This is a genomic window from Parahoeflea olei, from assembly GCF_001703635.1.
Lineage (GTDB): Bacteria > Pseudomonadota > Alphaproteobacteria > Rhizobiales > Rhizobiaceae > Hoeflea > Hoeflea olei.
This window is the reverse complement of the sequence record NZ_LQZT01000034.1, coordinates 124,596-150,527: the sequence shown is the minus strand read 5'-3', so window position 1 is coordinate 150,527 and position 25,932 is coordinate 124,596. Positions and strand designations below refer to the sequence as shown.

Here is a 25,932-nt window from a genome sequence, read left to right as displayed (position 1 = left end):
CCGCCTCATGCGATCTCGATGATGGCGTCGATTTCGACCGCGGCATTGAACGGCAGGCTGGCCATGCCGACGGCGGCGCGGGCATGCTTGCCGCTTTCGCCCAGGAGTTCGGCGATCAGGTTCGAGGCGCCGTTGATCACCAGGTGCTGGTCCGTGAACGAAGGATCGGACGCCACGAAGCCGTTGAGCTTGATCACCCGCGCGATCCGTTCGAGGTCGCCGTCGAGCGCGGCCTTGGCCTGCGCGAGAATGTTGATCGCGCACAGTTCGGCGGCGCGCTGCGCGGAAGCCACATCCACGTCGCGGCCGACGATCCCGGTCACCGCCACCTTGCCCGCTTCCATCGGCAACTGGCCGGAGACGTAAAGCAGAGAGCCCGAAATCACGTAAGGCACATAGTTGGCGGCGGGCGCCGCGGCCTGCGGCAGGGTGATGTTGCGGGCGGACAGGCGGGACTCAACGCTCTCGGTCATGTAGACTGCTCCTTGGTCGGAAATGTACTGGCTGCGGTGACGGAATGGCGCCGATCGCAATTTCCGCCTCGCTTTTGCCCTAGCCGGTCATATATCATTGGCAAAAGATTCAACAGGAGAAAACCCGATATGCGCATGCTGCTTGTCGCGTCGCTTACCGCGATGGCGCTCACACCGTCCGTCTCGCCTGCTCTTGCCGGTGCAGGGACCGCGGGCCGTGTCGGTTCGGCAGCGCTTGTCGCCCACCGCGCCGTCTATGACCTGACGCTCAAGGAAGCTTCCGAGCGCTCCGGCATCTCCGGCATGGTCGGGCGCATGGTCTACGAGTTCGGCGGTTCCGCCTGCGAAGGCTACACGGTGAGCTTCCGCTTCGTCACCGAAATCGCCACGGGCGACGAGTCCCGGATCACCGACCAGCAGACCACCACCTTCGAGGACATCCGCAACCAGACCTTCCGGTTCGTGACCCGTTCCTTCGTCAATCAGCAGCTCGATCACGAGATCCGCGGCTCGGCGGAGGCCGATGGCAACGAACTCGAGGTCAAGCTGGTGCAGCCCGAGAAGCTGGAGCTCGACATTCCCGCCGCCCATTTTCCGACCGAACACATGATCGAGATGATCGACAAGGCCCGGGCCGGCGAGCGCTTCTACGAATCGCGCATCTATGACGGGTCCGACGAGGGCGACCGGGCGATGCTGACGACCACGATCGTGGGCGAAAAGGAGAAGGCCGACAGCAATGATGCGGAGGCCAAGAAGGCCGGCGCGCTTGGCGACCAGGCCTATTGGCCGGTGTCGATGTCCTATTTCGAGGAAAATTCGGAGGGCGACGGCCTGCCGGTCTACTCCATCGCCTTCAAGCTCTACGAAAACGGCGTGACCCGCGACCTGACCATGGATTACGGCGATTTCGTTCTGGAAGGCCAGCTCGCCCAGCTCGACATGTACGAGGCGGCGCCCTGCAAGGACTAGGGCGCCGGTTCCTCTCTCCGCTCGGTGATCAGCGGCCGATCAGGCCCGCGAGCAACGGGTGGGGGAAATTGCGCCTTACGGTGACCGCGTAGAAGCCCTCGACGATTTCCAGGTCGAAGTCCGCGGTCTCGATCAGCCCGGCGGCGATCTCGTCGGCCAGCACCACGGCGGGCGCCACCGCCAGTCCCACATCCTCGCGCGCGAGCAGCCGGACCATGGCCATGTCGTCGACATCGGCGGCGATGCGCGGCGTGATGCCGAGCCGGGAGACGAGGCTTTCGAAGCCGGTGCGGATCGAGCTTTCGGTGGGCACGATCAGCGGTTCCTTCGCCAGGAGATCGCGCAGGGTCGGATGCTGCAGCCGCGCCCGCATGCCGTGCAGCCCGACCGTCTGCTCGGCGATGCGGTGGGCGGTGAAATCGCCGCCGCCGAGCTCGGAGGGCGGCTCCGTTGTCAGCACCACGTCGAGCGCCAGCGCCTTCAGCGCCTCGAGCAGCACGCTCGCGCTGCCCGATTTCAGGATCACGTCGGCGTCGGTGCCGAGCACGGGCCGCAAGAACCCGAGCTGGAAATTGCGCGACAGCGTCGACAGCGCCCCGACCCGGAGCGGGGGCAGGGCATCGCCGGCGCGCTCGAGCGTGGCCACCAGTTCCTCGCCGGTGCGGAAGATCCGGTCCGCATGGTCGAGCACGATGCGCCCGACTTCGGTCAGCACCAGCTTGCGGCCGATCCGCTCGAACAGCGGATGACCGAGCCGGTCTTCGAGCGTGCGGATCTGGCTCGACAGCGCCGATTGGGCGAGGTTCACGCGTGCGGCCGTGCGCGTCAGGTTGCCGTCCAGCGCCACCTCCCGGAAATAGCGCAGGTGATGGTAGTTGAGCGTGTCCATGTCCGGCTCCGGCTGGGTTTGTCGCGGCGGGCGCCGCTGCATTCATTCTATAAATAAGAACGAAAACTTCAAAAACATATATTTTTTATTTTCAGCCGCATGCGCCATATCCCCCGCACCGACCAACCAAGGGGACACGGACATGGATTACCTGATTGACCTTTTCTCTCAATTGCTCTCGCAATTCCAAAAGCCGACGCTTGCCTTCCTGATAGGCGGCATGCTGCTCGCCGCGTTCGGCAGCAAGCTCGAAGTGCCGCAGCCGGTCTATGCCTTCGTCGTCATGCTGCTCCTGCTCAAGGTCGGCCTCAGCGCCGGCATTTCGGTCCGCGAAGCCGACCTGATGGCGCTGGCGGTGCCGGCCCTCTGTGCCGCCGCGCTCGGCATCGGCATCGTGCTTCTGGGCGGGCGCACGCTCGCGCTCTGGCCCGGCGTCTCGCACATGGACGCGATGGCGACCGCCGGCCTGTTCGGCGCGGTGTCCGCCTCCACGCTCGCCGCAGGCATGGCCTCGCTCGATGCCGCGGGCGTGGCCTATGAGGGCTTCATCGGCGCGCTTTACCCGTTCATGGACATCGCCGCGCTGGTCACCGCCATCGTGGTTGCGCGCATGGGGGCCGCCCGGCGCACGGCCATGGTCGCGGCCTCCGGCGGCGCCGGCGTCATGACGCTCGGGGCAGGGCCCCGGGCCCCGGGCGGGGTCGACGGCGACATCGTGCGGGCGATCGTCTCCGACACGGTCCGCAGCCCGGCCATCTCCGCGCTGCTGATCGGCCTGGCGATCGGCCTTTTCGCGCGGCCCGATGCGATCTTCGAGAGCTTCTACCAGCCGCTGTTTCACGGGCTGTTGTCGATCCTGATGCTGATCATGGGCATGGAGGCCTGGGCGCGGCTCGCGGAGCTGAAAAAGGTGGCCCATGCCTATATCGGCTACGCCATCGCCGCGCCGCTGGTGCACGGGCTGATGGGCTTCGGCCTTGGGCTGGTCGCCCATCACCTGACCGGTTTCTCCGCCGGCGGGGTCACGCTGCTTGCCGTCATGGCGGCCTCGAGCTCGGACATCTCCGGCCCGCCGACCCTGCGCGGTGCGCTGCCCGAGGCCAACCCGTCCGCCTATGTCGGCGCTTCGACCGGCCTTGGCACCCCGGTCGCCATCCTCTCCATCCCGCTGTTCATGGCGCTTGCGGAGCTGATGATCGGCAACTGATGGCGCCGGCCCTCCGCCCGATGCCGGCGCCCGGCCGCGGGGACCTCCCCGCGGGCGGGCGCACCGGTTCCGGGAGCGCGGGTGGACACGGCACCCGACGCTGTGGCATGAGGCCGGCGTGGCCCGCCGTGTTTGCGCGAGGCCGCGTTCACCGCCTCATCCACCGGACACTCAGGGAGACGCCTGCCATGGCGATCGCGCTCGGCCTCGATTTCGGCACGACCAACACGGTGCTCGCGCAGGCGGATGCCGGCGGGCAGACGCAGTCGATCGGCTTTGACGCGCCCTCGGGTGCGACCGACACCATGCGCACCGCGCTCTCCTTCATGAAGGACCCGCAGCTCGGCGCGAGCGCGCTGCGGGTCGAGGCCGGGCAGGCGGCGATCGAGACCTTCATCGCCAATCCCGGCGAGTGCCGTTATCTCCAGTCGATCAAGACCTTTGCCGCCTCGCCGCTGTTTCAGGGCACCCTGGTGCACGCCCGGCGCTTCGGGTTCGAGGATCTGATGGAGGTGTTTCTGCGCCGGCTCGAAGCCTATGCCGGCGAGGCCTGGCCGTCCTCGGTCCGCCGCGTGGTCGCAGGGAGGCCGGTGGAGTTCGCCGGCGCCAATCCCGATCCCGCGCTCGCCATGCGCCGCTATGGCGAGGCGCTCGCCCGGCTCGGCTTCGCGGAGCTGCATTACGTCTATGAGCCGGTCGCCGCCGCCTTCTATTTCGCCCGCCAGCTCACGCAGGATGCCACCGTGCTGGTGGCCGATTTCGGGGGCGGCACCAGCGACTTTTCGCTGATCCGGTTCGAGACGGAAGCCGGCCGCATGCGCATCGTCCCGCTCGGGCAATCCGGGGTGGGCATTGCCGGCGACCAGTTCGACGCCCGGCTGATCGACCATCTGGTGGCGCCGGCCATCGGCAAGGGCAGCCGCTTCCTTAGCTTCGGCAAGCAGCTCGACGTGCCCGACAGCTACTATCGCAACTTCGCGCGCTGGAATCAGCTCTCGATCTTCCGCACCACCCGCGAATATGCGGATCTCAAGGCGCTGGTGCGCCAGGCGGTGGAGCCGGACAAACTCGAGCTGTTCATCGATCTCGTCGACCACGACGAGGGCTTCCGGTTGCACCAGGCCGTGTCGGCCACCAAGATGGCGCTGTCGAGCGGGGAGGAGGCGGCATTCGACTTTGCCCCGCTCGGCCGGGCCGGGAAGATGCAGGTCAGCCGCGGCGATTTCGAAACCTGGATCGCCCCGGATCTCGCACGGATCGCAGACGCGCTCGAAACCGTGCTGGACGAGACCCGAACCCCGCCCGGTGCGGTCGACCGGATCTTCCTGACCGGCGGCACCTCCTTCGTGCCGGCCGTGCGGCGGATCTTCACCGAGCGCTTCGACGGCTCGCGCATCGAAAGCGGCGGCGAACTGATCTCGATCGCCCATGGCCTGGCGCTGATCGGCGAGCGCGACGACATCGACCGCTGGACGGTGCCGGCCGCGGCCTGACCCGCGAAGATTCCGGCATTGCGCTGGCGCAGGCCAACCGGCACGCAAAAGGGGCGTCCCGTCGGCACGCCCCTTTGTCTTGTTGAAGATGCGACCGGGTGGTCCCGGGTTATTTCTTGGTGACCGCGTAATAGACCGCGCCGCCCAGCACCGCGCCGATCACCCAGGAGAAGCCCGAGAGGAACTCAAGCGACGGCGCCCAGACGGTGGCGACCGAAAACAGCGAGGTCAGCGCGAAGGCGATCAGCGCCCGCTTGTTCCAGCCGTTGTCGTAGTAGTACTTGCCTGCGGGATCGGCCGAGAACAGGTTCTGGATGTCGAGCTTTCCGTGCTTGATCATGTAGTAGTCGACGATCATTATCCCATAAATCGGTGCAAGAATCGCGCCCAGCGTATTGACGAAATTGAAGATTCCGATCTGGCTGATGACCGAGACCCAGAGCCCGCCGATCACCAGCGCAAAGCCCGAGGTGATCAGGCCGCCGATCCGGAAATTGATCTTGCTGGGATAGAGATTGGCCAGGTCATAGGCCGGCGGGATGAAATTCGCCACCAGGTTGATGCCCACGGTCGCGGCGAAGAACATGATCGCGGCGATCAGGGTGAGCGGCAGCGAATCCACCCGCGCGATGATGTCGGTCGGGTTGGTCAGCGCCTCGCCCCAGATCGCCACGGTGCCCGCGGTGACCACGAGCGCGATCGCCGAGAAGAAGGCGATGTTGAGCGGCAGGCCGGTGAAATTGCCCTTCTTCATCTCGCCCTGGGTTTTGACGAAGCGGGAAAAGTCGCCGTAATTGATCACGACGGCCGCGAAATAGGCGATCATCGTGCCGACGATGGCGAGGAAGGCGGTGAATGCGCTGCCCTCATAGCTGCCGGTGCCCTGGAAGATGGTGCCGAGTTCGGCGAACAGGCCCGGACCCGCCTTCCACCAGATCACGCCGGCGAGGATGATCATTACCGCATAGACGAAGGGGCCGGCGAAGTTGAGGAACTTGGTGATCCACTCGATGCCGTTCCAGAACAGCCAGATCTGGAACAGCCAGACCATCAGGAAGGCGACCCAGTCGAGCCCGCCAAGGCCGAGGAAGAGCGCTTCGCCGGAGCCGCCGAACAGCGCCTTGAGCAGCAACGCCACGGCGGTGGAGGCGAAATAGGTCTGTGCGCCGTACCAGAAGATCGCCACGATCGCGCGCAGCACCGCCGGCAGGTTGGCGCCGCGGATGCCCATGCTGGAACGAGCCATCACCGGAAAGGGAATGCCGTATTTCACGCTCGGCTCGCCCATCAGGTTGACGAGCCACATCACGAAGAAGCCCGCTACCATGATCGCGGCGAACACGGTCCAGCCGTTGAGGCCATAGCTCAGGAACAGCGAGGCCGCGAGCGTGTAGCCGAACAGGCTCTGCACGTCGTTGGCCCAGACATTGAAAATTTCGAACCAGCCCCAGGTCCGTTCCTTCACCGGAATCGGCCGCAGGTCCTCGTTGTAAAGGCTTGGTTCGTGGTTTTTGACCTCCAGGTCTTCGCTCATTGCAGTGCCCCTCTCATTGTACTTCCCCTCTTGGAATAATGTTTGGTACGGTTACCCGGGGCGCGCCGATTTGCCATAGTACACCCCGCGCATTATACCGTGCAAAATAACGTCCGTAATGGCGTGCAGATTGTCAACTGCTATTCTTGTCTTGCCGGTCTTGTCTTGCCAGTCGCCTGACAGGGCAGCGGGACAGCAGATCCGGAGCGGGGGAGACGGGTGAAGATCGGATATGCCAGGGTGTCGACGAAATGGTATCAGAGCGAGGTGCAGCTGTCCCAGCTCGAAGCCCAGGGCTGCGCCAAGGTCTGGAGCGACGCGATGCTGCCCGATGCAAGCGCCGAAGAGCGCTTCGAGGCCTTTCTCGCCCATGTCTCGCCCGGTGACACGGTGATCGCCACGCGGCTCACCTCGCTTGCCGACTCGCCCGCCGACCTGCTGGTGCTGCTCGAGAAGATCAAACGCAAGGGCGCCTATTTTCGCTCGCTCGCGGAACCCTGGGTCGATACCCGCACCCGGGGCGGGGACCGCGTGGTCGAAACCATCCGCGGCCTGATCGAATTCGAACTCGCCGTCGCCGACATCCAGAGCCGGGTCGAGGAGGATCGCCCCAGGACCTTCGGGGTGACGGCCGGCCGGCCGCAGAAACTGTCGCGCGAACAGCGGCAGAAGGCGCTCGCGCTTCTCAAGGTCGGCAAGTCCGCGGCCGCGATCGGCCGTCTGCTCGGCGTCAGCCGCTCGACGATCTCGCGGCTGAAGAGCGGCAACAGCCCGGTCTCCGATTGACGCCCGGCGGCGCCGGCGCGGGCAGGGGCGGGGGCGAAACCCGGCCGATCCCCCGGATTGCGGCGTTTTCCGGCGCTTCGCGCTTGCAATAGGGCGGCTTTGCCTGTAAGCGGGCCGCATTCCACACGTGGGGCATGGGGTGATCCGGGAGAAATCCGGACCAGTCCGCCGGTGGCGCACACGCGCTCACGCCCTGCGGAGGTTCAACCGGAAACAGGAGTACAAGGCATGGCATTGCCTGATTTTTCCATGCGTCAGCTGCTTGAGGCAGGCGTTCACTTCGGCCACCAGACTCACCGCTGGAACCCGAAAATGAAGCCCTACATCTTCGGCGCACGCAACAATCTGCACATTCTCGATCTCGGCCAGACCGTTCCGATGCTCAATCAGGCATTGAAGCTGGTCTCCGACACCGTGTCCCGCGGCGGCCGCGTGCTGTTCGTCGGCACCAAGCGTCAGGCCTCCGAAATCGTTGCCGATGCTGCCGCCCGTTCGGCGCAGTACTACGTCAACGCCCGCTGGCTCGGCGGCATGCTGACCAACTGGAAGACGATTTCGCACTCGATCCAGCGCCTGCGCAAGCTCGACGAGATCCTGGCGGCCGAAGCCTCGGGCTTCACCAAGAAGGAACGCCTCAACCTCGAGCGCGAGCGCGAAAAGCTCAACCGCGCGCTGGGCGGCATCCGCGACATGGGCGGCACCCCCGACCTGATGTTCGTGATCGACACCAACAAGGAAGGCATCGCCATCCAGGAAGCCAAGCGTCTCGGCATTCCGGTGGTCGCCATCATCGACTCCAACTGCGATCCCGACGTCGTCGACTACCCGATCCCGGGCAATGACGACGCGTCGCGTGCGATCTCGCTCTACTGCGACCTGATCAGCCGCGCCTGCATCGACGGCATTGCCCGCCAGCAGGGTGCCGCGGGCGTCGATCTCGGCGCCATGGAGGCTCCGGTCGAGCCGGCTCTCGCAGACGCGCCTGCCGAAGAAGCCGCCAAGGCCTGATAGGCCCCGGGTTTCGGACACAACCGGCCCGGCCGAGCCGCTGCGCTTTGCCGGGCTGTCACATTTCAATGGCATGGTCGACATGCCGAAAAGCGTCGCCGGTGTCGGTTTCGCCTTCAGGGCCCGCCCGCACGCATCAAGAATGAAGAGGCTGCTATGAGCATTACCGCTGCAATGGTGAAAGAGCTGCGCGACAAGACCGGCGCAGGCATGATGGACTGCAAGAAGGCGCTGGCCGAAACCAATGGCGACATGGAAGCCGCCATCGACTGGCTGCGCGCCAAGGGCATCGCCAAGGCCGACAAGAAGTCGGGCCGTACCGCCGCCGAAGGCCTGATCGCCGTTGCCTCCGAAGGCAAGAGCGCGGTCGTCGTCGAGGTCAACTCCGAGACCGACTTCGTGGCCCGCAATGACGCCTTCCAGGATCTCGCCCGCTCGATCGCCCAGGTCGCGCTCGGCACCGATGGTTCGGCCGAAGCCGTCGCCGCCGCCACCGTGCCGTCGTCGGGCAAGTCGGTCACCGAGACCGTCAAGGACGCCATCGCCCATATCGGCGAGAACATGAGCTTCCGTCGCGCCGCCAAGCTGTCGGTCGATGACGGCGTCGTCGCCACCTATGTGCACAATGCCGTCGCCGACGGCCTCGGCAAGCTCGGCGTCATCGTCGCCGTCAAGTCGACCGGCAATGCCGAAGCGCTCAACGCCATCGGCCGCCAGGTCGCCATGCACATCGCCGCCACCAACCCGCTGGCGCTCACCTCCGCCGATGTCGATCCCGCCGTCGCCGACCGCGAGCGCAACGTGTTCATCGAGCAGGCCCGCGAATCGGGCAAGCCCGATGCGATCATCGAGAAGATGGTCGAAGGCCGCATGCGCAAGTTCTACGAGGAAGTGGCGCTGCTGTCGCAGGCTTTCGTCATGAACCCCGACCAGACCGTCGGCGAAGCCGTCAAGGCCTCCGCCGAACAGGCCGGCGCACCGGTCGAGATCGCTGCCTTCGTGCGCTTCCAGCTCGGTGAAGGCATCGAGAAAGAAGAAAGCGACTTCGCCGCGGAAGTGGCCGCCGCCGTCAAGGGCTGAGGCCCGCCGCGCGCCGCGGGGCGCGCTTTGTGGAAAAACCGCAAGGGCATCGCGTGACAACGCGGTGCCCTTCGTGTATCCGGGCCTGAACAAAAATACGGATACCCCCATGACAGCCAAGCCCCTCTTCAAGCGCGTTCTCCTCAAATGCTCGGGCGAAGCCCTGATGGGGAGCCAGGGCTTCGGCATCGACGTCACCGTGTCCGACCGCATCGCCGCCGATATCGCCGAAGTGCGCGCCATGGGCGTGGAAGTGGGCGTAGTCGTGGGCGGCGGCAACATCTTCCGCGGCGTCGCGGTGGCCTCCAAGGGCGGCGACCGGGTGACGGGCGACCACATGGGCATGCTCGCCACCGTCATCAACGCGCTCGCGCTCGCCACCTCGCTGCGCAAGCTCGGCATCACCACCGAGGTGCTGTCGGCCATTTCCATGCCCGAGATCTGCCAGAGCTTTTCCCAGCGCGCGGCCCAGCACCATCTTGAAAAGGGCCGTGTGGTGATCTTCGCCGGCGGCACCGGCAACCCCTTCTTCACCACCGATTCCGCCGCCGCGCTGCGCGCCGCGGAAATGGGCGCCGAGGCCATCCTCAAGGGCACCCAGGTCGACGGCATCTATTCGGCCGACCCCAAGCTCCATCCCGACGCCACCCGGTTCGATACGCTCACCCATGACGAAGTGCTCGACAAGGGGCTTGCCGTCATGGATGTCGCAGCCGTCGCGCTGGCGCGCGAGAACTCGATTCCGATTGTCGTTTTTTCGATCCACGAAAAGGGCGCATTCGCCAGGATCATGGTCGGCGAAGGCCGCGCGACGATCGTTCGCGATCATTAATCCGTCGGCGGCGCGAGACGCTGCCAGCGCATTGACAGCAGTAAACTGCAGGAAGGACTGGCGATGAGTGAAGGCGTTGATCTCAAGGAACTCAAACGTCGCATGGAAGGGGCGATCACCGCCTTCAAGAGCGACATCGCATCGTTGCGCACCGGTCGCGCGTCGGCCAACGTGCTCGATCCGGTGATGGTCGAGGCCTATGGCAGCCGCGTGCCGCTCAACCAGGTCGCCAACGTGACCGTGCCCGAGCCGCGCATGCTCGGCGTCTCCGTGTGGGACAAGCAGATGGTCGGCGCCGTCGACCGCGGCATCCGCGAGGCCAATCTGGGCCTCAACCCGATCATCGACGGCCAGAACCTGCGCATCCCGCTGCCCGAACTCAACGAGGAACGGCGCAAGCAGCTGGTCAAGGTGTCGCATACCTATGCCGAAAATGCCCGCATCGCCGTGCGCAACGTGCGCCGCGACGGCATGGATTCGCTCAAGAAGGCGGAGAAGGACGGCGACATCAGCCAGGACGATCATCGCCGCGAAGCCGATGTCGTGCAGAAGATGACCGACGAGAAGATTGCCGAAATCGACCACTTGCTGGTCGATAAGGAAAAGGAAATCATGCAGGTTTAGGCGCGACTCGTGCAACAACTCGGGAAATGGCCCAAGCGATGCGACACGAAAGTCCTCTGTCCTTACCCCGGCATGTTGCCATCATCATGGATGGCAACGGCCGTTGGGCCCGTGCGCGCGGTCTGCCCCGAACCGCCGGCCATCGCGCCGGTGTCGAGCGCGTGCGTGAAGCGGTCCGTACCGCGGCCGAGGCCAATATCGGCTATCTGACGCTGTTCGCCTTCTCCTCGGAGAACTGGAACAGGCCGCAGGAAGAGGTCTCCGACCTGATGGGCATCCTCAGGTTCTTCATCCGCAGGGACCTTGCCGATCTGCACCGCGAGAATGTCTGCATCAAGGTGATCGGCTGCCGCGACACCGTGCAGCCCGATATCCGCGCGCTGCTCGACGAGGCGGAGGAGCGCACCCGCAACAACACCGGCGTGACGCTGATCATCGCCTTCAACTACGGCGCCCGCAACGAGCTGACCCGCGCCGTCCGCTCGATCGCGGAAGCCGTGCGCTCGGGCCGGATCGACCCCGCCCATGTCAGCGAGGCGACGCTGTCGACCTATATCGACACCACCGGCATTCCCGATCCGGATCTGGTCATCCGCACCAGCGGCGAGCAGCGCCTGTCCAATTTCCTGTTGTGGCAGGCGGCCTATTCGGAATTCGTGTTCATGCCGTGCCTGTGGCCGGATTTCGACCGCAAGGCGTTCTACGAGGCGCTGGCCGAATACAGCCGCCGCGACCGGCGGTTCGGTGCGGTCGAGGCGCCTGAAATCGCGGTCGGTTCCTGATGTCGCGCGAATTGCGGCTGCGGATCGCCTCCGCCCTCGTGCTCGGCGTCGCCGTGCTGGCGGCCACCTGGGCCGGCGGCGTCTGGTTCCGCAGTCTCGCCGTCATCATCATGGTGATCGTGCACTACGAGTTCACCACCATGGCCGAGGCGTCGCTGAAGGCGCCGCTCGCCAATGCGATCGGCTGGCTGGCGGTGCTGGCAACCGCCGTCTTCATCCTCACCGGACTGCCCTCGATGGCGCTGGCGGCGATCCTGATCGGCGCCGGTGGCGCAAGTTTTGCCGGCGTCCGGCGCGGCGGCGGCCTGTGGTCGGCCACGGCGGTGCTCTATGCGGGGTTTTCGGGGCTGGCGCTGGCCGAGATCCGGGGCGACGGGCTGTCCGGCCTGTTCGCCATGCTCTTCATCTATGCCATCGTCTGGACCGCCGACACCATGGCGCTGTTTTGCGGCCGTGCGCTCGGCGGGCCGAAACTGGCGCCGCGGATCTCGCCCGGCAAGACCTGGTCGGGGGCGATCTGCGGTGCGGCCGCGGGGGTCGGCGCCGGCGTCGGCACCGCGCTTGCCATTCGCCAGGGCGGCGGCGTCGCCGTCCCGCTGATCGCGCTCGTGCTGGTGATCGCCTCGGTGCTCGGCGACCTGTTCGAATCCTGGGTCAAGCGGCGCTTCGGCGCCAAGGATTCGGGCCACATCATTCCCGGTCATGGCGGCGTCATGGACCGGGTTGACGGTCTTGTATTTGCCGCATTCGCAGCCTTTGTATTGGGCAATCTGCTGCCGGTGGCCGGCCCCGCGGGGGGCGCGGACGAGCTTGCGGCAAGGTTGCTCGGCCTATAATACGCTGCGATTCGGCGCGTGGCGCCTGACCAGGGGCTTCCTGTCCCCTCTCGCGTCATGAAAGGAAACGACCTCATGGAATTCCTGACTTCCTCGGCCGGCAGCATCCTGAGCGCCTTGCCGCCGTTCCTGCTGGTCCTGACCATCGTCGTCTTCTTCCACGAACTCGGGCACTACCTGGTCGGCCGCTGGTGCGGCATCAAGGCCGAGGTGTTCTCGGTCGGCTTCGGGCCGGAACTGTTCGGCCGCACCGACCGCCACGGCACCCATTGGCGGGTGTCGCTGATTCCGCTCGGCGGCTATGTCAAATTCCTCGGCGACGAGAACGCGGCCAGCATGCCGAGCGGGGCGGGCGAGGCGGTGTTGAGCGATGCCGACCGCGCCCGGTCCTTCCCCAATGCCGCGCTGTGGCGCCGCGCCGCCACCGTGGCAGCCGGCCCGATTGCCAATTTCATTCTGGCGATCGCGATTTTCGCCGTCTTCTTCGCCCTCAACGGCCGCATGATCTCCGATCCGGTGGTGGCCGCCGTCCAGCCCGGCAGCGCCGCCGAAGCCGCGGGCATCCTGCCGGGCGACCGCTTCGTCGCCATCGACGGGGTCAAGGTCGAATTGTTTGACGATGTGCAGCGCTATGTGAGCGTGCGTCCGGAGCAGCCGATCACCGTCACCATGGATCGGGACGGTGCAATGGTCGATCTGACGCTGACCCCGGTGCGCACCGAAATCTCCGACGGTTTCGGCAACAAGATGGAGGTCGGCCGCATCGGCGTGATCACCAATGACGAGGCCGGCAATTCCCGCCTGCGCGAATACGGCCCGCTGGAGGCCGTGGGCGAGGGGGCTGCACAAAGTTGGTACATCGTCACCCGCACCTTCGGCTATATCGGCAACATCATTTCCGGCCGGGAAAAGCCCGACCAGCTCGGCGGGCCGATCCGGGTCGCGAAATATTCCAAGGACATGTCGACGGTCGGACTGTCCGCGCTGATCCGGCTTGCGGCGGTGCTGTCGGTGTCGATCGGACTTCTCAACCTGATGCCCGTGCCGATGCTTGACGGCGGCCATCTGGTCTTTTACGCCATTGAGGCGGTCCGCGGCCGGCCTCCGGGGGAGGCGGCGCAGGAATGGGCCTATCGTGTCGGCTTGTCGATCGTACTGGCGCTGATGATTTTTGCGACATGGAACGATGTCACCATGCTGATCGGTTGAAATCCGGCGGGGAGCCATGCTAACCGTCCATTAACCTTGAAACGGCTCTGGCGTGTCCAAAGCGCCACGCTGTGGAGCGAAGTAAACAGAAATTAACTCCGTCCCTTGCTTGTGTATGAAAAGCGGGTAAAACGGGCTCAAGTCATGACTCACGATGCGTGGCTCCGGTCGGGGCGTGCGAGTAAAAAAAGGTAATAAGATCAATGAAAACCGGTTCAAGCCTTTTGAACGCTGTGTCGGCCGCTGCGCTGGCCGCGGGGATCGTTGTGACGGGAGCGGGTGTTGCGACACTTGCCGGGGTTACAATTGCTGAAGCAGCTGTGGTCAATCGCGTCGAAGTGCGGGGCAATTCCCGAGTTGATGCATCCACCGTGCGCGGCAATCTGACGATCAAGCCCGGCGCGAGTTTCACCAACAATGATATCGATGAATCGGTCAAGCGGCTGTTTTCCACGGGCCTGTTCTCGGATGTCCAGATCAGCGTGTCCGGCTCGACCCTGGTGGTGACGGTCGCCGAGAACCAGATCATCAACCAGGTCGTCTTCAACGGCAACAAGAAGCTCAAGGACGTGGCGCTCAAGGGCGTTGTCCAGAGCCGTCAGCTTGGCCCGTACAACGATCAGATCATTCAGGCCGACGTGCAGGCCATCCGCGACGCCTACGCCGCCATCGGTCGCAGCGACGCCGTGGTCAACACCCGCGTGGTTCCGGTCGAGGGTGGCCGCGTCAACCTGGCCTTCGAAATCAACGAAGGCGACCGCACCAAGATTTCGACCATCAATTTCGTCGGCAACCAGGCCTTCGGTGACGGCCGCCTGGCCGATGTGATCTCCACCAAGCGCTCCAACATGCTCTCGTTCCTGACCCGCAAGGACGTCTATGACGAGGACAAGCTGCGCGCCGACGAGGAGCTGCTGCGCCGCTTCTACTACAATCGCGGCTATGCCGATTTCCGCGTCATTTCCTCCTTCGCCGAGCTTGATGAGGCCAGCAACGAATATGTTGTCACCATCACCGTCGAGGAAGGCGAGCGCTATGTGTTCGGCGATGTGAGCATCGAAAGCACGGTGCCGGGGATCGACTCCGATTCGCTTCGCAACATGATCGAGACCCGCAGCGGCGCGGTCTACAGTGCGGAGAAGGTCGAGGACACGATCCTTGCGATCTCCGACCACGTCGCCACCCAGGGTTATCCCTTTGCCACGATCACGCCGCGCGGCGACCGTGACTTCACCAACCGCACCATTTCGGTCACCTATCTGGTGGACGAGGGCACGCGCGCCTATGTCGAGCGCATCGAGATCCGCGGCAACACCCGCACCCGCGACTACGTGATCCGCCGCGAGTTCGACCTGTCGGAAGGCGACGCCTTCAACCAGGTTCTGGTGCGGCGCGCCAAGAAGCGGCTCGAGAAGCTCAACTTCTTCTCCTCGGTCGATATCACCACCCAGCCGGGCTCCCAGCCCGACCGCGTGATCCTGGTCGTCGACGTCAAGGACCAGCCGACCGGTGAATTCGGCGTGGGCGGCGGCTACTCGAACAATGACGGTTTCACCGCCACCGTCGACATCACCGAGCGCAACTTCCTCGGTCGCGGCCAGTTCATCCGGGCTTCGGTCGGCGGCGGCAACGATTCGCGCGAATACACGGTGTCGTTCACCGAGCCGTATTTCCTGGGCTACCGCCTGGCTGCCGGCTTCGACGTCTTCAAGAAGACCGACCGCAGCTACACCGGCTTCGAAGAGGATACCCAGGGTATCAATCTGCGCATCGGTGCGCCGATCACCGAGAACCTGTATCTGAGCACGGCCTTCAAGTATTCCGAGACCAGCTACAACGACTATGTGCTCAACTCGGCGACCATTCCGTCGGCACCGGAACTTGCTGCGGTGTCGCGCACCGTCGCCAATGGCGGCCATCAGATCGGCGCGCTGTCCTACACGCTGTCCTACAACACGCTGGACGACCAGAAGCTGCCGCGGGAAGGCATCTCTGCCCGCATCACACAGGAATATGCCGGTCTGGGCTTCGATTCGGAGTATCTGAAGACCACGGCCAAGGCGAGCTACTTCCACATGCTCTCCGAGCAGGCCGACATGATCGGACAGGTCACCGTCGGCGCGGGCAATGTGGTTGCGACCGGCGACGACCTGCGGGTGTTCGACCACCTGTTCGTCGGCCAGGAAACCATTCGCGGCTTCGACACCCGCGGTATCGGCCCGCGCATGTACGATCCGGTTGCCGCGCGTTATGTCGGCGCCGCCGGCGGCACGACCTATTTCAACGGCACCGTCGAGGTTTCGGCGCCCATGCCGGCGCTGTCGCGTGATCTCGGTCTGCGCTTCAACGTGTTCGCCGATGCGGCCACGCTCTATGGCAACGAGATTTCCACGGCTGACAAGGGCGGCCAGAGGTTGGATGGCAACGACATGGAATGGCGTGCTTCGGTGGGCTTCGGCATCACCTGGGCTTCGCCCTTCGGTCCGCTCCGGGTCTATTATGCCGAGCCGGTCGCCAAGCAGGACTTCGACGAGGTCAAGAAATTCGGCTTCGGCGCCTCGACGCGCTTCTGATCTGAACCGGGTGGCCTTCGGGCCACCCGGTCTTTCGTTCTGGTCTCCTTGTTTATGGACACAACCCGCTTCTTTCGTCCGCATGAAGGCATTTCGCTTTCAGACCTTGCCGGTCTTTGCGGAGCCGAACTGGCGAATCCGGAACATGCTGACCGCCTGATCACCGCGCTTGCGCCGATCGGGCGCGCGACTTCCACCGACATCACGTTTGCAAATTCTCGCAAGGCATTGCCGGATTTGAAGAATTCGGTCGCGGGCGCCGTCATCGTCACCGCCGGTCTTGCCGCCCATGTGCCTGAGGGCGTGGGCGTGCTGGTCTCTCGCGCACCGCAAACGGCCTTTGCGCTCGCCGGTGCGGCGCTGATGCCCGCGGCCCTGCGTCCCTGGCCCCTGACCTCCGGTTCGGGCATCTCCGCCGCGGCGATCGTCGATCCTGCCGCCGTGATCGAGCACGGGGTTGTCATCGAGGCGGGCGCGGTGATCGGCGCGGGCGCCGAAATCGGTTCAGGCAGCGTGATTTCCTCCGGCGCAGCCATCGGGCGCGGTTGCCGCATCGGCCGCAATTGCGACATCGGCCATGGCGTGACCGTGCAGCATGCGCTGATCGGCAACAATGTGATCATTCACCCGAATGTCGCCATCGGCCAGGATGGCTTCGGCTATGCGCCCGGGCCGCGCGGCATGGTCAAGATCCCGCAGCTCGGCCGGGTCATCGTCCAGGACCATGTCGAGATCGGCGCCGGCACCACCATCGACCGCGGCGCGCTCGACGACACCGTGATCGGCGAGGGCACCAAGATCGACAACCAGGTGCAGATCGCGCACAACGTGAAGATCGGGCGGCATTGTGTTATCGTCGCCCAGACCGGCATTGCCGGCAGTGCGACGCTGGGTGACGGTGTCATGATCGGCGGCGCCTGCGCCGTCAACGGTCACATCAGCATCGGCGACGGCGCCCAGATCGGCGCCATGAGCGGTGTTGCCGGCAATGTGCCGGCCAATGCACGGTGGGCCGGCATTCCAGCGCGGCCCATGAATGGTTTTCTCCGGGACATGGCCGAGGCCAATGCCCGCGCTTTCGGCAAGCCGGAGCGGACAAGACAGGACAAGAATGGCGAAGAGCAATGACCGAAGCTTCGACTAAGACACTCGACACGGCCGCTATCGGCGACATCATGAAACTGTTGCCGCATCGTTACCCGTTCCTGCTCGTGGACAAGATCATCGAGATCGATGGCGACAATTCCGCCATCGGCATCAAGAACGTGACCGCCAACGAACCGCATTTCACCGGCCATTTCCCGGATCGCCCGATCATGCCCGGTGTGCTGATCATCGAGGGCCTGGCGCAGACGGCGGGCGCGATCTGCGCGCGCGCCACCGGCGCCGGCAGCAAGCTTGTCTATTTCATGACGATAGACAACGCCAAGTTCCGCAAACCCGTCGTTCCCGGCGATCGCCTGGAATACCACGTCACGAAAATCAAGCAGCGCGGCAACATCTGGCGCTTCCATTGCGAGGCAATGGTCGACGGCGGCAAGGTGGCCGAGGCTGACATCGGAGCCATGTTGGTTTCGGCAGAAAGCGAGTCTGAATGACCATGAGCGCACCCGCAGCCCTGCATCCGTCGCGGATCCATCCGTCCTCCATCGTCGAGGACGGGGCGGAGATCGGGCGCAATGTCGAGATCGGCCCCTTCTGCCACATCGGCCCGAAGGTCAGGCTCGGCGACAATGTGCGGCTGATGAGCCATGTCGTCATCGACGGTTGCACCACGCTCGGTGCCGGTTGCGTGGTCTTCCCGAATGCCGTGCTCGGCTGCGCGCCGCAGAACATCCACTACAAGGGCGAAGACACCGAACTTCTGATCGGGCAGGGCTGCACCATCCGCGAAGGCGTGACCATGCATCCCGGCATGCCGAGTTTCGGCGGCACCACCACCGTCGGCGACAATTCCATGTTCCTCGCCTATTCGCACGTGGCGCATGACTGCCATGTCGGCAGCAACGTGATCCTGTCCAACAATGTCATGCTCGCGGGCCATGTCACCATCGGCGACCGCGTCATCATGGGCGGCGGGGCCGCTGTCCACCAGTTCACGCGCGTTGGCCACCATGCCTTCATCGGCGGGCTGGCGGCCGTCAGCAACGACGTCATTCCCTATGGCATGCTCAACGGCAATCCCGGCGTGCTGATGGGGCTCAACATCATCGGCATGCAGCGCTCGGGCTTCGACAAGCCGGCCATTCATGCGGTGCGCCGCGCCTTCAAGGCGATCTTCGATCCCGCGAGCCCGATCCGCGAGAATGTCGCGCGCCTGCGCGCCCAGACCGACAACAACGCCGCCGTCGCCGACATCATCGCCTTTATCGATGCGGAGAGCGAGCGGGCGCTGTCGTCTCCCGCGCGGGGCCAGCGGGGCTGAAGCCGGTGCCGTCTCCCGCCGGTGCTCCTGTCATCGCCGGGCGGCTCGCGATCCTCGCGGGGAGGGGCCGCTTCCCGGTGCTGGTGGCGCGGGCGGCGCGCGAGCAGGGACACAACCCCTATATTGTCGCGATCTCCGGCGAGGCCGACCAGGACTGGTCGGACTATGATCACCGCGACCTCGCCATCGCCGATCTCGCGGGCTTTGCCCGCACCGTGCGCGACCAGGGCATCGGCACGGTCGTGCTCGCCGGCGCGATCGATCGCCGCCCGGATCTTGCCGATATCCGGCCGACCTGGCGCGCCGTGACGGGTTTCCTGACATCCTTCTTTGCGGTTCTTTCCGCCGGCGGCGACGACAAGCTGCTCAGGGTCGCCATCCGCATCCTCGAAAACGAGGGCGTGCGCGTGGTGGCTGCGCAGACGATCGCGCCGGGGCTCTTGAGTTGTCCCGGACCGCTCGGCCGGGTGCGGCCGGGACGCGCCGACGACGCCGATATCAAGGCCGCTGGCGATGCCGCCTTCCTGCTTGGCAAGCTCGACGTGGGGCAGGGCGCCATCGCGGTGGGCGGGCGCGTGGTGGCGCTGGAGGGGCTCGAGGGCACCGATGCGATGCTCGCCCGCGTGGCCGGCCTGCGCGCAAGCGGCCGCCTCGGCACGCGCCACGGCGGGGTGCTCGTCAAACTGTGCAAGCCCGGCCAGGAGGAACGCGCGGACCTGCCGTCCATCGGCCCCGACACGGTCACGGGCGCGCATGCGGCGGGGCTGTCGGGCATCGCCGTCGAGGCCGGTCGCGCACTGGTGCTCGAGCGAGAGCGCATGGTCGCCGAAGCCGACCGGCTCGGCCTGTTCGTGACCGGCATCGCGCCACCCGGCGGGGGAGCTGACTGATGGCCGCGCTCAAGCTTGCGGTGGTCGCCGGCGAAGCCTCGGGCGACATTTTGGGCGCCGACCTTGTCCGCGCGCTCGCCCGCGCCACCGGCGAACAGCCCGATCTCGTGGGCGTGGGCGGCGACCGGCTGATTGCCGAGGGGCTCACCTCGCTGTTCGACTATACCGAACTGTCGATCATCGGCTTTTCCGCCGTCATCGCGCAATTGCCGCGGCTGATCCGCCGTATCGGCCAGACCGCCGACGCGATCATCGCCGCACGGCCCGACTGCCTGATCATCATCGACGCGCCGGACTTCTCCCACCGCGTGGCAAGAAAGGTGCGCAAGGCACTGCCGGACCTCAAGATCATCAATTATGTCTGTCCCACGGTCTGGGCCTGGAAGCCCGAGCGCGCGCCGGCAATGCGCGCCTATGTCGACCATGTGCTCTCGGTGTTTCCCTTCGAGGCGGAGATCGTCGAAAGCCTCGGCGGCCCGCCGCTCACCTATGTCGGCCACCGTCTGGTGGACGATCCCGGGCTCGTGGCCGCGCGTGCCGCGCAAATGGCCCGCCGCCAGGCCGGCCCGCAGGACGAGCGGCTGTGCCTGATCCTGCCCGGATCGCGGCGCAGCGAGGTCCGGCGGCTCGCTCCTGTGTTCGGCAGGGCCGCGCGAGATCTGGCCGCGCTCGATCCGGGAATGCGCTTCGTGCTGCCCGCCGGCGCCCATGTCGAGCGCCAGGTCCGCGACGAGGTTCTGGGCTGGGACGTGGATTGCCGCATCGTCACCGGCGACGCCGCGAAATGGCAGGCATTCGGCCAGGCCGATGTGGCGATCGCCGCGTCGGGCACGGTGCTGCTCGAACTCGCGCTTGCCGGCGTGCCGCATATTTCGAGCTACAAGCTCGACCCGATCGCCCGGCAGCTGGTCAACCTCGTCACCTCCTGGTCTGCGGCACTGCCGAACCTCGTGGCAGGCCATGTGGTCACCCAGGAATTCTACGACAACCAGGTGCGCGCCGAGCGGCTGGCGCGACTTGCTGCCCAGCTCGCGCAGGACACGCCCTATCGCACGGCCGTGCTCGCGAGCCTCGATCTGGTCTGGTCGCGCATGCAGACCGGCGAACCGGCCTCCGACATCGCCGCCCGCACCGTGCTTGAGGTGCTGGGGCGCTGAGGCGCGCCGCCTTCGGCACCCGCACACGCCGGCAACCGGGCCGGCCTTCAAGCCACAAAAAAAGCGCCCGAAGGCGCTTTTTTCATGCGTGCGGTGCGAGGCGCCGGTCAGCGCTTGTCGAGCGGCACGTAATCCCGGTTCGGCTCGCCGATATAGAGCTGGCGCGGACGGCCGATGCGCTGGCTCGGATCCTCGATCATTTCGCTCCACTGGGCAATCCAGCCGACGGTGCGCGCAAGCGCGAACAGCACGGTGAACATGGTGGTCGGGAAGCCGAGCGCCTTGAGCGTGATGCCCGAATAGAAGTCGATATTGGGATAGAGCTTCTTTTCGATGAAGTACTCGTCGGTGAGCGCGATGCGCTCGAGTTCCATCGCCACTTCCAGCAGCGGATCGTCCTTGATGCCGAGTTCATCGAGCACCTCGTGGCAGGTCTTCTGCATGATCTTGGCGCGCGGATCATAGTTCTTGTAGACCCGGTGGCCGAAGCCCATCAGGCGGAACGGATCGTTCTTGTCCTTGGCGCGGTCGATGAATTCCGGGATCTTGTCGACGGAGCCGATCTCGGCGAGCATGTTGAGCGCCGCTTCGTTGGCGCCGCCATGGGCCGGGCCCCACAGGCAGGCGATGCCGGCCGCGATGCAGGCGAAGGGATTGGCGCCCGACGAGCCTGCGAGCCGCACGGTCGAGGTCGAGGCATTCTGCTCATGGTCGGCATGCAGGATGAAGATCCGGTCCATGGCGCGCGCCAGCACCGGGTTGACCACATATTCCTCGCACGGCACCGCAAAGCACATCCGCAGGAAGTTGGCGGCGTAGTCGAGATCGTTCTTCGGATACACGAAGGGCTGGCCGATATGATATTTGTACGCCATGGCAGCGAGCGTCGGCATCTTGGCGATCATGCGCATGGAGGCGACCATGCGCTGGTGCGGATCGGTGATGTCGGTGGAGTCGTGGTAGAACGCCGAGAGCGCGCCCACGCAGCCGCACATCACCGCCATCGGGTGCGCGTCGCGGCGGAAGCCGGTGAAGAAGCGGCTCATCTGCTCGTGCACCATGGTGTGGCGCGTCACGCGGTAGTCGAAATCGGCCTTCTGGGTGGCGGTCGGCAGCTCGCCGTAGAGCAGCAGGTAGCAGACTTCCAGGAAGTCGCCCTGTTCGGCCAGCTGGTCGATCGGATAGCCGCGGTGCAGCAGAATGCCCTCGTCGCCGTCGATGAAGGTGATCTTGGATTCGCAGGAGGCCGTGGAGGTGAAGCCAGGGTCGTAGGTGAATGCGCCGGTGTGCTTGTACAGCGTGCCGATGTCGACGACGTCGGGACCGATGGTGCCGGCCTTGACCGGAAACTCGATCTCCTTGCCGTCGATGAGCAGTTTTGCGTTTGAATGTGCCATGGCATGTCCTTCCACGAATGCAGGCGCCCGGGTGAAAACCCGGCACCTTGGATGACCGTCAAAGGTTAGCTATATGATTTCCGGCACCCTGCCAAGCTATCCGAAAGGCAATTTGTGCAGCGCAAGAACAACCGGGCCGCACACAAGCACAGCCTCGCCATGCCCGTTCCATAGTGCGAATCGGACAATCATTTCAATCAGTAACACGCTCCTGACCGGCGATCGGGACAATATGTCCCGATTTGCGGGTCGCCAGTTTGCTGTGGCCTAATGTGCCGCAAAGGGTGTAATCTCGTGCGCTTCAAGCGAGGCGTGCATGAGGCAGGCAACACGCACCGGCCCGGAACCGCATTTTGCCCGGACGAACCCGCGTCCGGGCGGCGTGAGCGTTGCGCCGCCGCCCGGTGTTAGTTCTCCCGAAACGCCATCCGCCTCCGGGGGCGCGTCCCTGCCGGTAGCCCTTGCGCCGCGATTGCCGCGGCGGGCGACGCCTGCCGGTGCCGACGTCCAGGCCCCCTCGGTCGGTGCCCGGCTCGGCGCGGTCCTGAGCCGCGAAGCCGCGCGAGAAAGCGGCCGCGGCGTCTATGTGCTGCTGCTGCCGGTGGCGATGGGGGCCGGGGCCGGGCTCTATTACATGCTGCCGCGCGATCCGCTGCAGATGCTGCTTCTGGCCGGGCTTGTGATCGCGCTTGCGGTCGCGGCTGCGGCAAGCGCCCGGCATCTCGCCGTCGCCCGGGGCGCGGGCCTCGTGGCCGCGCTCTGTGCCGGCGCCGCGGCGGCAAGCGTCGAACAGGGCAGGGGCGCGGTGCTGCTCGACCAGGATGTGACAACCACCCTTTCCGGAACGGTGGAAGCGCGCGAGTTCGATGCCGATGGCCGCGTCCGCTATCTGATCCGGGTCGCCACGACGAAAGATCCGGTGCTCTCCCGCCCGCCGGCCCGGGTGCGGCTGGTCGCGCGCGCGCCGCACGAACCGGTTGCCGTGGGCGACACGCTTTCCGGCCGGGCGCGGCTGTCGGCGCCGTCCGGCCCGGTGATCCCCGGCGGTTACGATTACGCCTTCCGCGCCTTTATCGACGGCATCGGCGCGCATGGCTTTTTCTATCGTGCCCCCGAGCCGGGCCGCGCCGGCGAGGCGGGGTCGCAAGGGGCGATGGTCCGCGCCGTGCTGTTCCTGCGCTCGGGGCGCGAGGCGATCTCGGCGCGGATCCGCTCGGTGCTGCCGGGCGATCCGGGCGGCATCGCCGCGGCGCTCGCGGTCTCCGACCGGCGCGGCATCAGCGCCGAAACGGTCGATGCGTTGCGTGCCACGGGGCTCGCGCACATTCTCGCGATCTCCGGGCTGCACATGGCGCTGGCCGCGGGCACACTCTATCTGCTGGTCCGCAAGCTGCTGGCGGCGGTGCCCGCGCTCGTCGAAGCCTTGCCAGTCAAGAAACTCGCCGCCACCGGCGCGCTGTTCGCCGCGACCGCCTATCTCCTGATCTCGGGCGGCAGTGTCGCCACCCAGCGCGCCTGGGTGATGCTGGCGATCATGCTGGTGGCGGTGCTCGCCGACCGCCCGGCGCTCACCCTGCGCAATGTGGCGCTGGCGGCGCTGCTGATCATCCTGCTCACGCCCTCGGCGGTGGTCGGCCCGGGCTTCCAGATGTCGTTTGCCGCAACCGCCGCACTGATTTCCGCCTACGCCGCCATCTCCGAGCGCCGCGCTTCACGGCCCGGACCCGCCGGCCCGCTCTATCGGCCTGCGGTGTTGAAATGGGGCGGCATCGCCATCCGCGCGATTCTCGGGCTGGCGCTCACCTCGCTGGTGGCGGGGCTCGCCACCGGCCTGTTCTCCGCCCATCATTTTCACCGGGTCGCAGGCAACGGCGTGCTCGCCAATCTGCTCGCCATGCCGCTCGTCACCTTCGTGGTCATGCCCGCGGGCGTGCTTGCGCTGCTTGCGATGCCTTTCGGGCTCGACACCTGGCCGCTCAGGCTGATGGGCAAGGGGCTCGAGGGCGTGATTGCGGCCGCGCGCTATGTCGAGGGGCTCGGCGGCGACATCACCGTGGGCCAGATCCCGCTCCTCGCCACCGTCACCGCCGGCTGCGGATTTCTCGTGCTGGTGCTGCTCAAAAGCCGGCTGAGGCTCGCCGGTATCGCCCTGATCGGGCTTGCCGCGGGGCTGGCGCTGCCGCCGTTGCGGGGGAGCGATCCCGATATTCTGGTCAGCGAAGACGGCCGGTTGCTGGCGCTGTCGACACCGGACGGGCTCGCCACCAATGCCGCGCGGCCGGGCGAGTTCGTGTTCCGCCAATGGCAGGCGGCGCTGCGCCGGCCCGCGCATCTGGCGCCGGCTTCTCTTGCCGGGGCCGCGCCCGCCTCCACCGCGGCGGGGACAGGGAAGCAACCGGCAGCAAATGCCGGCAACAAGGCCGACTGGGAGACGGGAGGACCGGCTGCGGGGGACAGCGATAGCACGCCGTCCGGCCTCGCCGTGGCGGAAGCCCGCGCCATGCTCGACCGTCTGCTCGCCGCCGCCGAACTGACGCCGTCACGCTTCGTCTGCGCCAGTCGCGGCATCTGTGCCGCGGTCCATCGCGATATCCGCATCATCGCCGTCGATCGTGCGGACCTTATCGGCGCCGGCTGCGATCGCGCCGACCTCTTGGTGGTGGCGATCCCTGTGCACATGCGCGCCTGCCGCTCCGGCGCCAAGCTCGTGACCTCGCGGACATTGCGCGCCTCGGGCGCGCTCGCGATCCGCATTCAAGCAGCGGGCGGCACCCCACCGGGCAGCGCCTTGGCCTCGACGGCGGCCGAGGCGCGGTACCGCCCGGGCCCGCGACCGGCGCTTGCAACAACGGCAGCCGTCGCCGGCGTGATCCGGCCCTGGACCATCCAGCGCTACTACGATTGGCGCACGCGCAGCTACGATCCGCCTGATTGACACGAAAAAACCGGCGGCCTGCAAGCAGGCGCCGGTTCGGTTTCGGGGCCGGACAGGCCGGCCGAACGTATCAGTGGTAGCGGCGGATCAGGCCGACCAGCTTGCCCTGCACCTTGACCCGGTCGGGGCCGAAAATGCGGGTCTCATAGGCCGGATTGGCGGCCTCCAGCGCGATCGAGGCGCCCTTGCGGCGGAACCGCTTCAGCGTGGCTTCCTCGTCATCGACCAGCGCCACGACGATGTCGCCGGGGCTGGCGGTCGAGACATTGCGGATCACCACCGTGTCGCCGTCGAAAATGCCGGCCTCGATCATCGAATCGCCCTTGACCTCGAGCGCGTAATGCTCGCCGGGGCCGATCATCTCGGTCGGCACGCTGATCGAATGGGTGTTGTTCTGGATTGCAGAAATCGGCACGCCGGCGGCGATGCGGCCCATCATCGGCACTTCGGCCACCTGTGCGGCGTCCTCATGGGCCGGCTCGGCCCGGCGCACCGGCTCCGGCGCCTTGCCGAGGCTGCCCTCGATCACGCTCGGCGAGAAGCCGCGGCGGGGCTGCAGGTTGGCCTGGTAGCTGTCGGGCAGCTTGATGACTTCGAGCGCGCGCGCCCGGTTGGGCAGGCGGCGGATGAAGCCGCGTTCCTCGAGCGCCGTGATCAGCCGGTGAATGCCGGATTTCGATGCCAGATCGAGCGCGTCCTTCATCTCGTCGAAGGAGGGCGGAATGCCGCTTTCCTTCATGCGTTCGTTGATGAAAAGCAGCAGCTCGTGTTGTTTGCGCGTCAGCATCGTTGCGGCACCCCTGCATCCGGCGTGGCGACCGGCATGAAAC

At 66.0% G+C, this 25,932-nt stretch carries 23 protein-coding genes; 18 read left to right on the top strand and 5 right to left on the bottom strand.

The features are described 5' to 3' along the window. Nucleotides 1-5: 5 nt before the first annotated feature. Nucleotides 6-473 carry a RidA family protein gene (locus AWJ14_RS15465; RefSeq protein WP_066181067.1) on the bottom strand — a complete coding sequence of 156 codons (468 nt, stop codon included), beginning with the start codon at nucleotides 471-473 and terminating at the stop codon, nucleotides 6-8. Nucleotides 474-635: 162 nt separating this feature from the next. Here AWJ14_RS15465 and AWJ14_RS15460 point away from each other — a divergent pair, with 162 nt between their 5' ends. Next, the gene (locus AWJ14_RS15460) at nucleotides 636-1,445 is read left to right on the top strand and encodes a cell envelope integrity EipB family protein (protein WP_066181708.1); all 810 of its coding nucleotides are present in this window, start codon (nucleotides 636-638) and stop codon (nucleotides 1,443-1,445) included. A 28-nt stretch (nucleotides 1,446-1,473) separates the two neighbouring features. On the opposite strand, the gene AWJ14_RS15455 is transcribed toward AWJ14_RS15460, so the two are convergent. Continuing rightward, nucleotides 1,474-2,334 carry a LysR family transcriptional regulator gene (locus AWJ14_RS15455; RefSeq protein WP_066181064.1) on the bottom strand — a complete coding sequence of 287 codons (861 nt, stop codon included), beginning with the start codon at nucleotides 2,332-2,334 and terminating at the stop codon, nucleotides 1,474-1,476. Nucleotides 2,335-2,476: 142 nt separating this feature from the next. On the opposite strand from AWJ14_RS15455, the gene AWJ14_RS15450 reads away from it, so the two are divergent. Together AWJ14_RS15450 and AWJ14_RS15445 are read left to right on the top strand one after the other, a co-directional pair. Beyond that, complete coding sequence (locus AWJ14_RS15450) at nucleotides 2,477-3,541, top strand: sodium-dependent bicarbonate transport family permease (protein ID WP_066181060.1); 1,065 nt, start codon at nucleotides 2,477-2,479, stop codon at nucleotides 3,539-3,541. 188 nt (nucleotides 3,542-3,729) lie between these two features. Next, nucleotides 3,730-5,034 (top strand): Hsp70 family protein, encoded by a 1,305-nt coding sequence (locus AWJ14_RS15445; protein ID WP_066181057.1) that lies wholly within the window; start codon nucleotides 3,730-3,732, stop codon nucleotides 5,032-5,034. A gap of 109 nt (nucleotides 5,035-5,143) precedes the next feature. Here the strand turns inward: AWJ14_RS15445 and AWJ14_RS15440 are convergent, their stop codons facing one another. Next, nucleotides 5,144-6,568 (bottom strand): NCS1 family nucleobase:cation symporter-1, encoded by a 1,425-nt coding sequence (locus AWJ14_RS15440; RefSeq protein WP_066181054.1) that lies wholly within the window; start codon nucleotides 6,566-6,568, stop codon nucleotides 5,144-5,146. Nucleotides 6,569-6,787: 219 nt separating this feature from the next. Here AWJ14_RS15440 and AWJ14_RS15435 point away from each other — a divergent pair, with 219 nt between their 5' ends. The 14 genes from AWJ14_RS15435 to lpxB all read left to right on the top strand — a co-directional run bounded on the left by AWJ14_RS15435 (nucleotide 6,788) and on the right by lpxB (nucleotide 20,770). Further along, nucleotides 6,788-7,354: a recombinase family protein gene (locus AWJ14_RS15435; RefSeq protein ID WP_066181051.1), complete on the top strand. Its 567-nt coding sequence runs from the start codon at nucleotides 6,788-6,790 to the stop codon at nucleotides 7,352-7,354. 228 nt (nucleotides 7,355-7,582) lie between these two features. Continuing rightward, complete coding sequence (rpsB, locus tag AWJ14_RS15430) at nucleotides 7,583-8,362, top strand: 30S ribosomal protein S2 (protein WP_066181048.1); 780 nt, start codon at nucleotides 7,583-7,585, stop codon at nucleotides 8,360-8,362. Between the two features lie 156 nt (nucleotides 8,363-8,518). After that, nucleotides 8,519-9,442, top strand: a complete 924-nt coding sequence (tsf, locus tag AWJ14_RS15425) for a translation elongation factor Ts (protein WP_066181045.1) — start codon at nucleotides 8,519-8,521, stop codon at nucleotides 9,440-9,442. A 109-nt stretch (nucleotides 9,443-9,551) separates the two neighbouring features. Continuing rightward, nucleotides 9,552-10,274, top strand: coding sequence for a UMP kinase (gene pyrH, locus AWJ14_RS15420; RefSeq protein WP_066181040.1), 723 nt, complete (start codon nucleotides 9,552-9,554; stop codon nucleotides 10,272-10,274). Between the two features lie 63 nt (nucleotides 10,275-10,337). Continuing rightward, complete coding sequence (gene frr, locus AWJ14_RS15415) at nucleotides 10,338-10,898, top strand: ribosome recycling factor (RefSeq protein ID WP_066181036.1); 561 nt, start codon at nucleotides 10,338-10,340, stop codon at nucleotides 10,896-10,898. 26 nt (nucleotides 10,899-10,924) lie between these two features. Next, complete coding sequence (locus AWJ14_RS15410; RefSeq protein WP_280949318.1) at nucleotides 10,925-11,680, top strand: isoprenyl transferase; 756 nt, start codon at nucleotides 10,925-10,927, stop codon at nucleotides 11,678-11,680. Further along, nucleotides 11,680-12,516, top strand: coding sequence for a phosphatidate cytidylyltransferase (locus tag AWJ14_RS15405; RefSeq protein WP_066181030.1), 837 nt, complete (start codon nucleotides 11,680-11,682; stop codon nucleotides 12,514-12,516). Before AWJ14_RS15410 ends, AWJ14_RS15405 begins: the two co-directional genes overlap by 1 nt. Nucleotides 12,517-12,591: 75 nt before the next feature. After that, nucleotides 12,592-13,725: an RIP metalloprotease RseP gene (gene rseP, locus AWJ14_RS15400; protein ID WP_066181027.1), complete on the top strand. Its 1,134-nt coding sequence runs from the start codon at nucleotides 12,592-12,594 to the stop codon at nucleotides 13,723-13,725. 203 nt (nucleotides 13,726-13,928) lie between these two features. Next, on the top strand, nucleotides 13,929-16,298 hold the full coding sequence (bamA, locus tag AWJ14_RS15395; RefSeq protein WP_066181023.1) for an outer membrane protein assembly factor BamA: 2,370 nt from the start codon (nucleotides 13,929-13,931) through the stop codon (nucleotides 16,296-16,298). A gap of 54 nt (nucleotides 16,299-16,352) precedes the next feature. Continuing rightward, a complete protein-coding gene (lpxD, locus tag AWJ14_RS15390; RefSeq protein WP_066181021.1) occupies nucleotides 16,353-17,426 on the top strand; it encodes a UDP-3-O-(3-hydroxymyristoyl)glucosamine N-acyltransferase in 1,074 nt (357 codons plus the stop codon). Continuing rightward, the gene (gene fabZ, locus AWJ14_RS15385; protein WP_066181018.1) at nucleotides 17,423-17,896 is read left to right on the top strand and encodes a 3-hydroxyacyl-ACP dehydratase FabZ; all 474 of its coding nucleotides are present in this window, start codon (nucleotides 17,423-17,425) and stop codon (nucleotides 17,894-17,896) included. The genes lpxD and fabZ overlap by 4 nt, the downstream gene beginning before the upstream one ends. A 2-nt stretch (nucleotides 17,897-17,898) precedes the next feature. Then, the gene (lpxA, locus tag AWJ14_RS15380) at nucleotides 17,899-18,723 is read left to right on the top strand and encodes an acyl-ACP--UDP-N-acetylglucosamine O-acyltransferase (protein WP_066181015.1); all 825 of its coding nucleotides are present in this window, start codon (nucleotides 17,899-17,901) and stop codon (nucleotides 18,721-18,723) included. Nucleotides 18,724-18,728: 5 nt separating this feature from the next. Then, nucleotides 18,729-19,613 carry an LpxI family protein gene (locus tag AWJ14_RS15375; protein ID WP_066181012.1) on the top strand — a complete coding sequence of 295 codons (885 nt, stop codon included), beginning with the start codon at nucleotides 18,729-18,731 and terminating at the stop codon, nucleotides 19,611-19,613. Beyond that, nucleotides 19,613-20,770, top strand: a complete 1,158-nt coding sequence (gene lpxB, locus AWJ14_RS15370) for a lipid-A-disaccharide synthase (protein ID WP_066181010.1) — start codon at nucleotides 19,613-19,615, stop codon at nucleotides 20,768-20,770. The genes AWJ14_RS15375 and lpxB overlap by 1 nt, the downstream gene beginning before the upstream one ends. 107 nt (nucleotides 20,771-20,877) lie before the next feature. Here lpxB and gltA read toward each other — a convergent pair whose 3' ends face one another. Further along, nucleotides 20,878-22,167, bottom strand: a complete 1,290-nt coding sequence (gene gltA / locus AWJ14_RS15365) for a citrate synthase (RefSeq protein ID WP_066181007.1) — start codon at nucleotides 22,165-22,167, stop codon at nucleotides 20,878-20,880. A gap of 472 nt (nucleotides 22,168-22,639) precedes the next feature. Between gltA and AWJ14_RS15360 the strand changes: the two genes are divergently transcribed. Continuing rightward, nucleotides 22,640-25,102, top strand: coding sequence for a ComEC/Rec2 family competence protein (locus tag AWJ14_RS15360; RefSeq protein WP_066181004.1), 2,463 nt, complete (start codon nucleotides 22,640-22,642; stop codon nucleotides 25,100-25,102). Nucleotides 25,103-25,172: 70 nt separating this feature from the next. Here AWJ14_RS15360 and lexA read toward each other — a convergent pair whose 3' ends face one another. Beyond that, on the bottom strand, nucleotides 25,173-25,889 hold the full coding sequence (gene lexA, locus AWJ14_RS15355; protein WP_066181001.1) for a transcriptional repressor LexA: 717 nt from the start codon (nucleotides 25,887-25,889) through the stop codon (nucleotides 25,173-25,175). Nucleotides 25,890-25,932: the final 43 nt, after the last annotated feature.